Origin of the sequence: uncultured Psychrobacillus sp., from assembly GCF_938022135.1 — a bacterium.
GTDB lineage: Bacteria > Bacillota > Bacilli > Bacillales_A > Planococcaceae > Psychrobacillus.
The window spans coordinates 24,507-39,794 of record NZ_CALIED010000001.1 but is presented as its reverse complement, the minus strand read 5'-3'; the positions used below and the strand labels follow the sequence as shown (position 1 = coordinate 39,794).

Annotated in this window: 13 protein-coding genes; 11 read left to right on the top strand and 2 right to left on the bottom strand. The window is 35.4% G+C overall.

The features are described 5' to 3' along the window. The first annotated feature begins 227 nt into the window (after positions 1-227). The 11 genes from Q0371_RS00190 to Q0371_RS00140 all read left to right on the top strand — a co-directional run bounded on the left by Q0371_RS00190 (position 228) and on the right by Q0371_RS00140 (position 14,140). Positions 228-1,952 (top strand): peptide ABC transporter substrate-binding protein, encoded by a 1,725-nt coding sequence (locus Q0371_RS00190; protein ID WP_298466640.1) that lies wholly within the window; start codon positions 228-230, stop codon positions 1,950-1,952. Positions 1,953-2,148: 196 nt separating this feature from the next. Continuing rightward, positions 2,149-3,081: an oligopeptide ABC transporter permease gene (opp3b, locus tag Q0371_RS00185; protein WP_251556050.1), complete on the top strand. Its 933-nt coding sequence runs from the start codon at positions 2,149-2,151 to the stop codon at positions 3,079-3,081. Next, a complete protein-coding gene (gene opp3C, locus Q0371_RS00180; RefSeq protein ID WP_251556051.1) occupies positions 3,081-4,100 on the top strand; it encodes an oligopeptide ABC transporter permease in 1,020 nt (339 codons plus the stop codon). The genes opp3b and opp3C overlap by 1 nt, the downstream gene beginning before the upstream one ends. A 15-nt stretch (positions 4,101-4,115) precedes the next feature. Then, complete coding sequence (locus Q0371_RS00175; protein ID WP_251556052.1) at positions 4,116-5,171, top strand: ABC transporter ATP-binding protein; 1,056 nt, start codon at positions 4,116-4,118, stop codon at positions 5,169-5,171. Further along, positions 5,171-6,112, top strand: coding sequence for an ATP-binding cassette domain-containing protein (locus Q0371_RS00170; RefSeq protein ID WP_169361199.1), 942 nt, complete (start codon positions 5,171-5,173; stop codon positions 6,110-6,112). Before Q0371_RS00175 ends, Q0371_RS00170 begins: the two co-directional genes overlap by 1 nt. Positions 6,113-6,368: 256 nt before the next feature. Further along, positions 6,369-7,586, top strand: coding sequence for a putative glycoside hydrolase (locus Q0371_RS00165; protein WP_298466625.1), 1,218 nt, complete (start codon positions 6,369-6,371; stop codon positions 7,584-7,586). A gap of 564 nt (positions 7,587-8,150) precedes the next feature. Further along, complete coding sequence (gene spxA, locus Q0371_RS00160) at positions 8,151-8,546, top strand: transcriptional regulator SpxA (RefSeq protein WP_053590237.1); 396 nt, start codon at positions 8,151-8,153, stop codon at positions 8,544-8,546. Positions 8,547-8,764: 218 nt separating this feature from the next. After that, positions 8,765-9,430 carry an adaptor protein MecA gene (gene mecA / locus Q0371_RS00155; RefSeq protein WP_298466621.1) on the top strand — a complete coding sequence of 222 codons (666 nt, stop codon included), beginning with the start codon at positions 8,765-8,767 and terminating at the stop codon, positions 9,428-9,430. A gap of 288 nt (positions 9,431-9,718) precedes the next feature. Further along, complete coding sequence (locus tag Q0371_RS00150) at positions 9,719-10,888, top strand: competence protein CoiA family protein (RefSeq protein WP_298466619.1); 1,170 nt, start codon at positions 9,719-9,721, stop codon at positions 10,886-10,888. 48 nt (positions 10,889-10,936) lie between these two features. After that, complete coding sequence (gene pepF, locus Q0371_RS00145) at positions 10,937-12,751, top strand: oligoendopeptidase F (protein ID WP_298466616.1); 1,815 nt, start codon at positions 10,937-10,939, stop codon at positions 12,749-12,751. A 663-nt stretch (positions 12,752-13,414) separates the two neighbouring features. Continuing rightward, complete coding sequence (locus tag Q0371_RS00140; RefSeq protein ID WP_298466613.1) at positions 13,415-14,140, top strand: hypothetical protein; 726 nt, start codon at positions 13,415-13,417, stop codon at positions 14,138-14,140. Between the two features lie 184 nt (positions 14,141-14,324). On the opposite strand, the gene Q0371_RS00135 is transcribed toward Q0371_RS00140, so the two are convergent. Further along, positions 14,325-14,747, bottom strand: a complete 423-nt coding sequence (locus tag Q0371_RS00135) for a hypothetical protein (RefSeq protein WP_298466610.1) — start codon at positions 14,745-14,747, stop codon at positions 14,325-14,327. Positions 14,748-14,865: 118 nt separating this feature from the next. Beyond that, positions 14,866-15,279, bottom strand: coding sequence for a hypothetical protein (locus tag Q0371_RS00130; RefSeq protein WP_298466607.1), 414 nt, complete (start codon positions 15,277-15,279; stop codon positions 14,866-14,868). Between the last annotated feature and the right edge of the window lie 9 nt (positions 15,280-15,288).

Here is a 15,288-nt window from a genome sequence, read left to right as displayed (position 1 = left end):
ACTATAAAAAAGAATGGTTAGTCAAAATCAACCAATAACTTTAACAAAGCTAAAAAAATAAAAGATAATTAACAAAATAGTTAAGAATCTTCCTAATTCGTTAGGACAATGTAATGATTTTGTTACATGATTGTAAAAATATTTAAAAAAAGGTATGTACAACTCTCTTATAAAATGTATAATAATAAATGTAATGAATTTTTCTGAATATTAGGGAGGTTATTTTTGTGAAGAATAGTAAATTAGTATGGCTTCTTAGCCTACTGTTAGTTGTAGGTCTATTCCTAGCTGCATGTGGCGGCGACGATGAGGCTAAAGAAACGCCAGCTAACGAACCAGCAACTGAAACAGATGGAGAAAAAGAAGACGATGGTGCTGAAGAAGCAACATTAGACGAAGAGCAAGTATTAAACTTAATCATGGGTTCTGAAATTCCAACTCTTGATTCTGCTTTAGTAACTGACTCAGTAGGTTTCGATCTACTAAACAACGTAAATGAAGGTCTTTACCGTTTGAACCAAGAAAACGTAGCTGTACCAGCAATTGCTGATGGTGAGCCAACAATTTCTGAAGATGGATTAGTTTATACGTTTAAATTACGTGACGCTAATTGGTCTGATGGTTCTCCAGTAACTGCAAATGACTTTGAATTCGCTTGGAAACGTGCTATGAACCCAGATACTGCTTCTGAATACGGTCCATACATGATGGAAGGCGTTATCAAAAATGCAGCTGCAATCGCTGCAGGAGAAGCTGAGTATACGGAACTAGGAGTTAAAGCTATTGATGAAAAAACATTAGAAGTAACTCTTGAAAAACCAGTACCTTACTTCTTATCATTAATGTCATTTGGAACATTCTTACCACAAAAAGAAGAATTCGTTACAACTCAAGGTGAAAATTACTCTAAAAACTCTGAAGCACTTTTATACAATGGTCCATTCGTATTACAAGATTGGGATGGAACAGGCTTAAGCTGGAAACTAGTTAAAAATGATCAATATTGGGACAAAGACACTGTAAAACTTACTGAAATTAACTATGATGTAGTTAAAGAAGTAGCTACAGCAGTTAACCTTTACACTAATGGAGAAAAAGACCGCGCTGGTCTATCTGGTGAATATGCGATGCAATATGCTAATGATCCAGAGCTAGTAACAGAAATGGATGCATCTGTATTCTACTTTAAGTACAATCAAGAACGTAATGGAGAGCCAACTCCACTTGCTAACGTAAATATTCGTGAAGCTGTTTCTAAAGCTATCAATAAACAAGATTTAGTTGATGTAGTATTAGCAAACGGTTCTGTACCAGCTCACTACCTAGTACCAGCAGGCTTTACTTTTGATGAAGATGCAAACGACTTCCGCGAAGTAAATGGAGATATGTCTACATTTAACGTAGAAGAAGCACAAGCAGCTTGGCAAAAAGGTCTTGACGAATTAGGTGTTACTGAACTTACATTAGAAATTCTTGGTGGAGATTCTGACGTATCGAAAAAAATGGATGAGTATTTCAAAAACCAATTAGAAACAAACTTACCAGGTTTAACTGTTACTCTTAAAGAAGTACCATTTGCAGTGCGCTTAGATCTTGATACAAACCAAGACTATGACATTCAAGTTGCAGGTTGGGGACCAGATTACCAAGATCCTTACACTTTCATGAACTTATGGTTAACTGACGGTGGTAACAATATGATGTCATATTCAAATCCAAAATATGATGAGTTAGTATTATCATCTAACAATGAATTAGCATTAGATGCAGCAGCTCGTTGGCAAGCACTTGCAGACGCTGAAAAACTTCTAATTGCTGAAGACTATGCTATTGGGCCAATTTACCAACGTGGTACTATGCAACTTCTAAAACCATATGTTAAAGGTGTCGTTTCTCACCAAATCGGTGGAGACTATAGCTACAAATGGGCATATATCGAAGGTAAAAACTAATAAAGTTTAAGTTTTAAAAATCTCATAAAATGAGAGTATATGTATTCCTTTCGGAACATATACTCTCTTTTTAAATGAGTCGAAATATACGCAATATTTTTACTATAAAATATAATTTTGACAAATTACTATTTTTTTTGTTTAATATATAGATTAGTAAAATTATAATTTATTAAATAATTTAGGAGGTGCAAAGATGGCGAAATATATTTTGCGTCGTGTTTTTTATATGATTATCACGCTTTTCCTGATTGCGACAGCTACATTCTTCCTAATGAAGACGCTACCAGGATCCCCTATAAGCTCTGCTTCAAAACTATCCCCAGCACAACTTGAAATAGTGGAAGCGAAATATGGATTGAATGATCCCGTTCCCGTCCAGTATGTAAATTACATGCTTAACTTAGTTCAAGGTGATTTAGGTAACTCATTTCAGTTCAAAAATGCTGAAGTTACTGATTTGATTTTAAGTCGTATCGGACCATCGTTCCAAATTGGTGCTCAAGGCCTTATTGCAGGAGTACTAGTAGGTATTATTTTAGGGATGATTGCAGCATTAAAACAAAATACATTTTGGGACTATGGGAGTACAGTTTTAGCCATTATCGGTATCTCTATTCCATCATTCGTATTTGCCACAGTATTACAATATTGGTTAGGAGTTAAATGGGAAATATTACCAGTAGCTTTATGGAAAGATGGATGGGCCTCAAGTATTATGCCTTCCATTGCATTAGCGATGGGACCACTGGCTACCGCATCTCGTTTTATTAGAACAGAGATGGTAGAAGTTTTAAGCTCTGATTATATAACATTAGCAAAATCTAAGGGAGCAAATGGTACTGAAATAGCATTTAAACATGCTTTGCGTAATGCTTTAATCCCATTAGTAACCGTACTTGGTCCGATGGCAGCTGGGTTATTAACTGGGTCATTAGTAATTGAACAAATCTTTGCTATCCCAGGAATCGGAGAACAATTTGTAAAATCTATTAACGTAAATGACTATTCTATTATTATGGGTACTACTATTTTCTTCTCTGTATTCTTAATTGTTGTAATATTCATTATAGATTTACTTTATGGAATCATTGATCCACGTATACGTTTGTCAGGAGGTAAAAACTAATGAGTCAAGACTTGAAAAAATTACCTGCTGATTCATTTGATAGAATCCAAGTAGATAGCAGTCAAGCGGAGAGAATTACTAAACCAAGCGTAAGCTTTTGGAAAGATGCTTGGTATCGTATAAGAAAGAATAAGGCTGCTATTGTAAGTGTATTTATATTAGCTTTTATTATTTTTATGTCATTGATTGGTCCATATATTGGTCCTCATGACGCGGAAACACAAACAATTACCCATGCGAACTTACCACCAAAAGTTCCAGGAGTTGAAAAACTTGGAATTATGGACGGTCATGGAAACTTGGCAGGTAAAGAAGTAGATTTATATGAATTAAAAAATGTAGATACTTATTATTGGTTTGGAACGGATGGTTTAGGTCGTGATATGTTTGCTCGAGTATGGGAAGGAACACAGGTATCTCTTTTCATCGCATTCATGGCAGCGTTAATTGACATGGTTATTGGAGTCGCCTATGGAGGTATCTCCGGTTACTATGGTGGACGTGTAGATGACGTTATGCAGCGTATAGTAGAAATTCTAATTGGTATTCCAAATCTAGTAATCGTTATCCTCATGATCATGTTTATGGATCCTGGTATCACGGCAATCATTATTGCTATTACGATAACTGGCTGGATTGGAATGTCTCGCGTAGTTCGAGCACAGGTTTTGAAATACAAAAACCAAGAATTTGTTCTAGCTTCTCGTACGTTAGGTGCTTCCAATAACAGAATCATAACAAAACATATTTTGCCGAATGTTGTAAGTATTATTGTTATTAATACAATGTTTACAATACCTAGTGCGATTTTCTTTGAGGCTTTCTTAAGCTTTATTGGATTAGGATTACAGCCGCCTGCAGCTTCGTTAGGTACGCTAATTAATGATGGAGTTAAATTACTTAAATTCCAACCACATATTTTAGTATTTCCAGCTGTAATTATAAGCTTACTAATGCTGTCCTTTAACCTTCTTGGTGATGGTTTAAGAGATGCGCTAGATCCAAAGATGAAAGACTAAAGGAGGAAAGCAAGGATGGATAAAATATTGGAAGTTAAAGATCTAGAGCTTTCCTTCCATACTTTTGCAGGCGAGGTTAAAGCTATTCGTGGTGTAAACTTCGATCTTTTCAAAGGAGAAACACTTGCAATCGTAGGGGAGTCTGGCTCTGGTAAGTCAGTTACAACAAAGTCAATTATGCGTTTGTTGCCGGAATCTAGCTCTGAATTTAAAAATGGACAGATTCTTTTTAATGGTAAAGATTTAACAAAGCTTACAGATAAAGAAATGCAAAAGATTCGTGGAAAAGATATATCTATGATTTTCCAAGATCCAATGACGTCTTTGAACCCGACAATGACAATAGGTAAACAAATTATGGAGCCTATTTTAAAGCATCGTAAAGTAAGTAAGGCAGAGGCGAGAAAAGTAGCGGTGGATTTATTGCGTCTAGTTGGTATGCCAAAGCCGGAAGCACGCATAAAACAATACCCTCACCAATTCTCTGGTGGACAACGTCAACGTATTGTTATAGCTATTGCCCTAGCTTGTAATCCACAGATTCTGATTGCGGATGAACCAACAACGGCATTGGATGTAACAATTCAAGCGCAAATTTTAGAATTAATGAAAGACTTACAAAAGAAAATTGATACATCCATCATCTTTATTACGCATGATTTAGGAGTAGTAGCTAATGTTGCGGACAGAGTAGCTGTAATGTATGGTGGTAAGATTGTGGAAACTGGGACGGTAGATGAAATATTCTATAACCCTCAGCATCCATATACATGGGGCTTGTTAAGCTCTATGCCTTCATTAGATACTGCTGAAGAAAAGCTCTATGCAATTCCAGGAACACCACCCGATTTGTTAAGCCCTCCTAAAGGAGACGCTTTTGCTCTTCGTAGTGACTATGCGATGAAAATAGATATGGAGCAATCTCCTCCATTCTTTAAGGTTAGTGATACGCATTACGCTGCTACATGGTTATTGCATCCCGATGCACCAAAAGTAGAGCCACCTGCTTCTATTGTTGAACGTATGAAAAATTTCCCTGGAAGTCGTTACTACGAAGGGAGTACTAACTAATGGCTGAAAAATTACTAGAAATTAAAAATTTAAAGCAATATTTTAACGAAGGTAAAGAAAATGAAGTTCGTGCAGTAGACGACATTAGCTTTGATATCTATAAAGGTGAAACTTTGGGTTTAGTAGGTGAATCCGGATGTGGTAAGTCTACAACTGGACGAACTATTATTCGACTTTATGATGCTACTGACGGAAAAGTTATTTATGATGGTGTAAACGTACATGATAAAAAATCAAAAAAAGATTTAAAAATCTTTAACCGTAAAATGCAAATGATCTTCCAAGATCCTTACGCATCTTTAAATCCGCGTATGAAAGTTTTGGATATCATAGCAGAAGGTTTAGATATTCATGGCTTAGTTAAAAATCAGACTGAACGTAAGGCGCGAGTAATTGAATTGCTGGAAACAGTGGGTCTTAATAAAGAGCATGCTGAACGTTATCCTCATGAATTCTCTGGTGGTCAGCGTCAACGTTTAGGTATAGCTAGAGCGTTAGCTGTAGATCCTGAATTCATTATTGCGGATGAACCAATATCAGCTTTAGATGTATCTATCCAAGCCCAAGTAGTTAACTTATTAAAAGAATTGCAGGAAGAAAAGGGTTTAACATATCTTTTCATCGCGCATGACCTTTCCATGGTTAAATACATTTCAGATAGAATTGGTGTAATGTATTTCGGTAAATTAGTAGAGCTTGCACCTGCCGAAGAATTATACTCAAATCCATTACATCCATATACGCAGTCTCTATTATCTGCTATCCCGCTTCCAGATCCTAACTATGAGCGTACTCGTGTACGTAAGTCTTATGATCCTTCTTCGCACAAATATACGGATGGGGAAGAAATTGCAATGCGTGAAGTTACACCGGGTCACTTTGTATTTTGTTCTGAAAAGGAATTTAAAGAACTAAAAGCTATATCCCAATCACGTATTTAATAAACCATTAAAAGTAGGCTAATCGAAGAAATTCGAATTAGCCTACTTTTTTTGTCAGAATATATTTTCAAAGTTAAAGCTAAAAATAAGTTATACAAAATTTCTATGCTTATGGAGTAAAAGGGTGAAAAAGAAATAATGATATAGCTGAACATTTAGATTAATTATAATTTTTATTGTAATATTAGACGTATGTACTCTTTTCATCGTACGATATAGTTGTTAGAATGTTAGACGTAAAGAAAGGGAGACGGTTATGAAACAAAAATTATTAACAGTAATTTCTGGTATTATGCTAGGTGTTTTAATGATGACACCATTCGAAGTTTCAGCTGAAACAAAAGCTTTCTCGAAGGATTTTACATCGAAGGAATTTGGCTTCAATTCAATAGAGGAAACGTTAGTATCCTCTTCTAAGCTATTTGTCTATGACTCCGGACTTACTTTTAACTATCCTGATGCGGTAAGAGGAGTGTACGTGACGGGTCACTCAGCAGGCGGTTCAAGGTTTAATCAATTAGTAGAGCTAATGGATAATACTGAGTTAAACGCTATGGTCATCGATATTAAAGATGATTTTGGAAACCTAACTTATAAGCCTAAAGAGGATTCACCTTTGTTCAAGTATGAAATTGGAAAACCATACATAAAAGATCTTAGAGGAATTCTAGAAGTGATGGAGAAAAAAGAGATTTATCCGATTGCCCGCGTTGTTGTTTTTAAAGACACGGAACTAGCGGAAAGAAAGCCAGAATTATCATTTGTTGAAAATGGTTCCGTTTGGAAGAATGGAAGAGGCGAAGCTTTTGTTAATCCATTTATGCAAGAAGTATGGGATTACAATGTAGAAGTTGCAATTGAAGCAGCGAAAATGGGATTTAAGGAAGTTCAGTTTGACTATGTACGCTTTCCAGAAGGATTTGAAAAAAGAGACACTACATTAGAATATGGTAAGGGAAAATATGAGGCATCTGAGTTGGACTCAACCCAGCGTAGAGTTTCAGCAGTAACTGACTTTGTTGCTTATGCTAGAGAAAAATTAAAGCCATATGGTGTACAAGTGTCTGTTGATATATTTGGATACTCCGCAACACTACCAGAAGCTCCAGGTATCGGACAAAATTTCTCGAAGATATCGGAAAATGTAGATGTCATTTCATCCATGATTTATCCAAGTCATTGGACATCTTATTTTGGGATTGCGAAACCGGATTTAGAACCATACCGTCTTGTCCAAGAATACGCTAAGGTTGAGAATGCCAAGCTAGGAGAGCTAGAAAACCCTCCAGTGTCCAGACCTTGGTTACAAGATTTTACTGCTTCTTATCTAGGTAAGGGGAATTACTTAGTATATGGTAAGACCGAGGTAGAGGCTCAAATAAAGGCATTAAACGAAGCCGGTATTAACGAATTCTTATTATGGAATGCCGGGAATAAATATACGCCAGGTGTAGATTATACACCAGTTAACTAATGTGACAAGTGGCTAGGACAGAACCCAACTTAGAATAATTCAAAAGCTCCTCAGATTTTACGAAAGTAAAATTTAGGGAGCTTTTTTTACTATCTGCTGTTTTGAGGGGATGCTTCTATGCAGATGCTAAGAACTATAGATGCACGTGGGATCCAAACCACCTGACTATCCGAATATTTTACTTAAAAATATGAGCAAACTGGCCTTAATTACAACATAAAATGAAACTTTTTTTCATGAAAAACGTACTATATAGTGTAACAGTTGTTTTCATTAAAGATCTGCTAATTGAGAATGAATATTTTTTTAGAAAACATGGTTTAAATGCTTTTAAAAAAGGGTATCATTGTATTAAAGAAACATTATTATTCTAAAAATGTATCAGGTTGTTCATTATATGGCCAAATTGTAAATACTCTTTATAAGTGAGAAAAATTCTGGAAAAATGTATTTTAAATACTTATTAATTAGTGTATACTATAAAAGTGCTAAACTACATTAAATTAATTATAATCTACTTTATATAACACAAGTAACAATCGAGAGGAAGTGTTTTTTAATATGATGGTTACATTATTTACTTCTCCAAGCTGTACTTCATGTAGAAAAGCAAAAGCCTGGTTAGAAGAGCATGACATTCCTTACACAGAAAGAAATATCTTTTCTGAACCATTAAGTATCAGCGAAATTAAAGAAATACTGCGTATGACCGAAGACGGTACAGACGAAATAATATCTACTCGTTCAAAAATATTCCAAAAATTAAACGTTGATGTGGAAAGCCTACCACTTCAAAGGTTATATGAATTGATTCAAGAATATCCAGGTTTACTTCGTAGACCTATCATATTAGACGAAAAACGTTTACAAGTTGGATACAATGAAGATGAAATTCGTAGATTTTTACCTAGAAAAGTTCGTGCGTATCAATTACTAGAAGCGCAAAGACTTGTGAATTAGTTCAGGATTAAGCTGATGATTTTCAAAGAAATTTTGAAAATCATCAGCTTTTCTTTATTAGTTTTTCTTGCCTCATGTTATAATTTTTAAAAACATAAAAAGTTGTATTAATATTTTTAAAAGTGAAGCTGGAATCCTTTTCTTTTTTTATTAAACAACATACAATAGTAATAGACACTACAATAATGAGGCGGAAGAAGCGAAAGGAGATGTGTTAAATGGATATCGAGCGCATCAATGACAACACTTTCAAAGTATACATTTCATACATCGACATTGAAGAAAGAGGCTTCAGCCGAGATGAAATTTGGTTTAATAAAGATAAGAGCGAGCAGCTTTTTTGGGAAATGATGGATGAGGTTCATGACGACGATCATTTTGAGGAGTTAGATGGTCCATTATGGATACAAGTTCATGCGATGGAAAAAGGTTTAGAAGTGATTGTCACTCGAACGGAAATGGCAAAAGATGAACGATCAGACGATAGCTTAAGTGCAGAGGATTTATCAAACAAGATATTTAAAAGTGCTGTCTCTAATTCCATGGGGCCACATGAGTTTGATGATTTTTCAAATTATATGGATGACTTAGATGAAATACCCGCAGAATATACTTTTATATTCGAAAATTTTGAAGATGTTATTGGATTGTCCAAAAAACTAGATGATTTAGATCTTGACACTTCTTTGTATCATTATAATGAAAAATATTACTTACACGTAATTTTTGATATGGATATAGCGGAGTTAGAAGTTATTTTAAATACGTTGAGTGTTATTTCAGAGTTTGGGCAAAGTACAAAAACAACAATTCACATAATACAAGAGTATGGCAAAGAAATTATAGCAGCCAATGTGATGGAAGAATTAAATAAACATTTTTAAAACCTTCTGAAGAGAAGGTTTTTTTTTGTTTAGGAAATTATAAAGTTCTGAACATGTGGATAAATTGATTAGGCGCCTGCGCTTTTCTAGATGTCTAGCTCCACCGCCTTGCCCCTCGGGTCAAATGAGAAAATACTGTGGTGGCTGAGGAGCTGCCTCCTCGTTTTTCCCCATTTGCCTGTCGGGGCAGAGATAGGCGGCTGCGCTTTTCTTGTTTTGAAAAATTTTAACTTCATACCATTATGATTTTGATTATTGTGTTTTATTTCTTTTATTTGTATATTAAGAATGGAGGTGATTATCATATTAACAGCCCTAACAAAGGACGGAGAAATCTTCATACCAGCTCATTATTCAAGAGATAGTTTAAAAATGATGAGACAGAATGTCTTTAATTGTGCAGAATGTAGAGAGACGCTTATTTTAAAAGTTGGCAGCATCAAAATACCTCATTTTGCTCATCATCAAAATACCGTTTGTGCACAGTCGTTTTCAGAAGGGGAAAGTGAAGATCATCTGAGTGGGAAAATTCAACTGTACGATTTTCTGCAAAGTAAAAAAGTAACTTGTAATTTGGAACCATTTATTTTTGAAATTAAGCAAAGACCAGATATTTTAATCTTTACAGACAATATAAAGGTTGCACTTGAGTATCAATGTAGTAAAATACCCCCTAGTATCATTCGAAAACGTAATAAAGGCTATACGCAGGTCCATATCAAACCACTTTGGGTTTTAAAAACCCCTAATCCACTGGATTTTCCCCCTCAGCAAATTGGTTCCATGAAGATTTCTGCTTTTCAAACAGAACTTTTATATCATAGTATGAATGGTAAAGTTCTAATCACATACTGTCCTCAAACCAAATCCTTTTCCTATATTTCTAATCTCCTTCATCTATATTCCAATCATTTTATCGTAAAAGTTAATAGGCTACCCATGACTATGCAAACATGGCCCTTAGCTATGGTTAAAACAATTACTGAGCACGAGTTTCAGACTTATTTAAAACTCTACCAAGATAAGAGAATGAAACGTTTAAAAAATTTATATCTATATAACCGTAAAGGTATTCAATCTTCCTTTTTACAGGTGTGCTATAAGTGGAGAATAAATCCTATAAATCTTCCTTTGTTTATTGGGGTACCGTCTTATGGGGCTGATGCGTTTGATAAGCATGCCTGTGAATGGCAGCTGCAGTGGATCGATTTTTTACTAGGCAATAGTCTGATGTTAGACACGATTACCGACCAACACTATCGCTATTTCTTACTGGTTCATCGTTGGAAGGATCCCAATCGATTAGTAATGCGAATAAAGGCTTTAAAAGCGTATGTAGCGATCCTCTTGGAATGCTTAGATATACCGGAACAACTTCACCCAGAGAGTACATGTAACTATACCAAAATGCATAAATTACTTTATAACCAATTCCTTGCAAAAGGAGCTGAAAATTGAGAAAATAGAATTGGTTCGTAGTTCGAAACAATAGGAGGAGAGAGTATTTTGACAGCAGATACAAAAAATAAAATCTTAACAAGAAGTGAAGTAGATGAACGTCTTACTTGGAAGTTGGAGGATATATTTTCTACTGAAGCGGATTGGGAAAAAGAATTTAAGGAAGTAGCGGAGTTAGCTAAAAAGGCCTCTTCTTATCAAGGAACAATAAGTTCTGGACCAGAAGCATTATTAGAAGTTTTAACATATCGTGACGAGCTAACTAGCCGATTACGTAAGCTATATACTTATGCTCATATGCGTAATGATCAAGATACTTCAAATAGTAAATACCAGGCTTTAGATAGCCGTATAAAGTCTTTATACGTAAAAGTTTCCACAGAGCTTTCGTTTTTAGTACCTGAAATATTGTCCTTAGATGAAACGGTACTAGGAAATTATCTTAAAGGAAACAACGAACTTCAAGTATATAAACAAATGCTAGATGAGATAAACAAAGAGCGTCCACATGTACTTCCAAAAGAGCAAGAGGCACTACTTGCTCAGTTTTCTGAAGTGACCGGGGCATCAGCGGATACTTTCGGCAAGTTAAACAATGCAGATTTGGAATTCCCCTTCATTAAGGATGAGAATGGCAATGAAGTACAACTTACACATGGTCGCTATAGTAGATTTTTAGAAAGTGAAGATCGACGAGTGCGTGAGGATGCATTTAAGGGTATGTACGAAACCTATGGTAAATTTAAAAATACATTTGCGTCTACTTTGAGTGGGAATATCAAAGCGGATAATGTTAATGCAAAGATCAGAAACTATGCATCTGCTAGAGAAGCTGCTTTGTCAGCTAACCACATCCCTGAATCTGTTTATGATAACTTAGTGGAAACGGTTAACAAAAATGTCCATTTACTTCATCGATATGTCAGTCTTCGTAAAAAAGTTCTTGGTGTAGACGAGCTACATATGTATGATTTGTACACACCGTTAGTAAAAGAATTGAAAATGGAGTATACGTACGACGAGGCTTGTGCAGTAATGTTAGAGAGCTTTAAGCCTTTAGGTGAGGAATACGTTTCAATTGTTAAAAAAGGTCTTGAAAGCCGCTGGGTAGATGTTGTGGAAACGAAAGGAAAGCGTTCTGGTGCCTATTCATCTGGTACTTATGGAACTAATCCTTATATTTTAATGAACTGGCAAGATAACGTAAATAACTTATTTACGCTTACTCATGAGTTTGGACATAGTATTCATAGCTATTATACTAGGGAAAATCAACCGTATGTGTATGGGGACTATTCTATTTTCGTTGCAGAGGTAGCGTCAACTTGTAACGAGGCTTTGTTAAATGATCATTTACTAAAAACAATAGAAGATCCTAAGAAACGTATTTATTTACTAAACCATTGGCTTGAAGGATTTAGAGGGACAGTATTTAGACAAACCATGTTTGCGGAGTTTGAGCATATCATTCATCAATTAGACCAAGACGGTGAAGCATTAACAGCTGATAAGTTTACCGAAGTGTATTACGAGCTAAACAAGAAATATTTTGGTGACGATATTGTTATAGATGAGCAAATTGGTTTAGAATGGTCTAGAATTCCTCACTTCTATTACAATTACTATGTATATCAATATGCAACTGGCCTAAGTGCCGCTACTGCACTGAGCAATCAAATCTTGTCTGAAGGACAGCCAGCGGTTGACCGTTATATTAATGAGTTCCTTAAAGCTGGTTGCTCAGATTATCCAATCGAAGTTTTGAAAAAAGCTGGAGTAGATATGAACACAGCTTCTCCAATTGAAGAGGCTTGTAAAGTATTTGAAGAAAAACTAAATGAATTAGAGCAGTTATTGAGCTAATTAGAAAAAGCCACCTCTTAATAGAAGAGGTGGCTTTTACTTTAGAATAGAAATTATAAATTCTGGGATAATGTTTGACGAATTTGTGAAAGTGAAGTACAAGGAGTTGTTTTTATTACTGGAGCATGCTAAAGTAAGAGTGTGAAATAAATCACAAGATAACATACACCCCTTTGTTTGAACGTGAACATTTCTCCCATCCCCTTTGTAAAAAACCCTTTCCTAATTGAGGAAAGGGTTTTTTCTTTTGGCTATGTTAAAGTTATCGGTCAATTTCGACTAAACTTTTCTTTTTTATACCGACTGTAAATTAAACGACTATTAAAAATATAAATTGATTATGAAGTGTGGCTGGAGTGATTTTTCCTGCTTTATTTATGCAAGTAATTTATAAATAGGGCTTTATTAACTGGAGCGCCAGACGGCGACTCCTACGGGATGAGTGAGACAGATAAGACATCACAACCACGCGCGTATGCGATGGGTGATGGCTTATCGCTCACCCCGAGGAAAGCGTCCGGCTGGAAGCGGAAATCAATTCTACTCTCTGATTTAAGATTTCTTTGTATCATAAATCAACCCTACCCTTTAACATAGCCTAAATTTAAAATATATGTGACTTTTGTTAAGTAACCATCGTCTAATAGTAAAGGAGTTGTTGTTATGAAGAAATTCTCCGTGTTAACCATCGTAACTGGACTTGTAATAGTAGGGTGTAGTCCAGTTAAATCAAATGAAAATAACGAAAAAAATATACATGAAGTCTCAGATAGTACCAGCACACTTAGTGAAGTAACCTCTGCTATTACACCCGGCTCAGAACAGAGTGTAGATGGCCCTCCTCATTATGAAGTAAAAAACAAAGGAGAGCTATCTATTCAGGATGCAAAAAATGCTTATGAAATGTGTGCAAGAGCGCTGACCGACTATTATAAGGCGGTATGGAATGGTACGGATATTGAATTGAATGCTTTTATGAATAATGAAAACCTTGTACATTATACACAAAAGAAGATACAATCCCAATTTGACTTGTATTTCACGATTAATTTTGCAGATGACTTTGTACAAAGTGTGGGTATTGCCACTCGTGATGTAGATTGGGAAGTGGAGTATACGAACGATGAGGATGGAGGTTTTCTCTATTTACACTTACCTGCAGAAATCAATTATAATCAAGGTAGCTTTGGTGAAGCCACTGAATTTCTAGTGCGTAATGAAAATGATCAGCTGGTCATTGTTGATTGGTATACAGGTGGGAAGGATACTTATGATTTTATGGTTCGAGGAGAAAACGAAACGATTGACAGCCCAACTATTTGGAATAATAGTCAATGGGTGAAGGAGATAAATAGTAATCAGCTTAATTTCTCAGGCTCAACTCGATAATTACATACAGCTAACTTGTAATACACAATTAAATTTAATGCTGGCTGCTACTAATTAAATTTATGAACAGCTGTAAAAAAAGAAAATGTGAGTTTACAGTTCAATTAGCTACTCATCTAAACTGTTCCTGTAGAAGGTAATAAGAAGGACTAGTACTGCTTCTGTGGCAACTTCCGATATTTATTTAGTGTGGGTCTTGCTCTTCGGGAATGGTACTAAATACTAAGCTTTTATCATTTCTGACTGTCACAAAATTTTCAAGCTGATGGACCCATCCGTCTTCACCTTTTACACCTCTTCCAGCTAATATAAAGCTATCTGGATTTATGCTCTTAACTGAGAATTCTAATCTATATACGTCTTCCGAAGCTTCATTTGTATAGCTTAACTCTAGATCGTCTAAAGTAAATTCGGTTACCATGTCATCATTTTTCAAATTCTCCGTTGCTGTATCCGTAATTCGTTCTCTTAGCTCATCTTCTGCTGAACCTCCCCTTAAAAAGAAAAACCAAAAAGGAACAGCCATAACTAAAAGAAAACAAAGAATCAAAAAAGATAATTTAAGCATTAAAATTTTTTGATATGGTGTAGTTGAGATTAGCTTCAAGGCTAGCTCCCCCTTTCATAAAAGTAAACGTAATTTACATAAATAACATCGATGATCTTGGCAAGGCAACAACTCTAGTAGTCTGAATCTTAAACCCCAGGATCCCACTTTTCCTATTTTAATGCCCCTCCATAGGTGTAGTGCTGAATACTAGTGTCTCGTTATCCTTGACCGTTACATAATTCACTTTTTCATTGATCCAACCACTTTCGCCCTTAACCCCTCCTCCTGTCAGTATAAAATTTGTTGGATCTGTAGGTTTAATGGAGAAAGTTATTATATATACCTCTTCTGACTCTTTGTTTTTATGACTTAACTTAATCGTGTCAATTGTGAACTCCGAAATAGTGGGATCTTCCTTCAGCAGAGAACTTGCAGCAATATGGATACTTTCAGTTAAATCTCCCGAGACATTAGTGCTGTTGCCACTTTTAAGTAACCAAACGATGCTAAGAACAATTGCAAAAATAAGTAGTATTAAAAATATATTTTTCCCATTCTTAGAGGAAGGTGATTTAGAAATTAGTTTCACCTTTAACAC

Coding starts and splice junctions, on each gene's coding strand:
- opp3b (WP_251556050.1), top strand. CDS start 2,149: ATGGCGAAATATATTTTGCGTCGTGTTTTTTATATGATTATCACGCTT.
- opp3C (WP_251556051.1), top strand. CDS start 3,081: ATGAGTCAAGACTTGAAAAAATTACCTGCTGATTCATTTGATAGAATC.
- Q0371_RS00175 (WP_251556052.1), top strand. CDS start 4,116: ATGGATAAAATATTGGAAGTTAAAGATCTAGAGCTTTCCTTCCATACT.
- Q0371_RS00170 (WP_169361199.1), top strand. CDS start 5,171: ATGGCTGAAAAATTACTAGAAATTAAAAATTTAAAGCAATATTTTAAC.
- Q0371_RS00165 (WP_298466625.1), top strand. CDS start 6,369: ATGAAACAAAAATTATTAACAGTAATTTCTGGTATTATGCTAGGTGTT.
- spxA (WP_053590237.1), top strand. CDS start 8,151: ATGGTTACATTATTTACTTCTCCAAGCTGTACTTCATGTAGAAAAGCA.
- mecA (WP_298466621.1), top strand. CDS start 8,765: ATGGATATCGAGCGCATCAATGACAACACTTTCAAAGTATACATTTCA.
- Q0371_RS00150 (WP_298466619.1), top strand. CDS start 9,719: ATGGAGGTGATTATCATATTAACAGCCCTAACAAAGGACGGAGAAATC.
- Q0371_RS00140 (WP_298466613.1), top strand. CDS start 13,415: ATGAAGAAATTCTCCGTGTTAACCATCGTAACTGGACTTGTAATAGTA.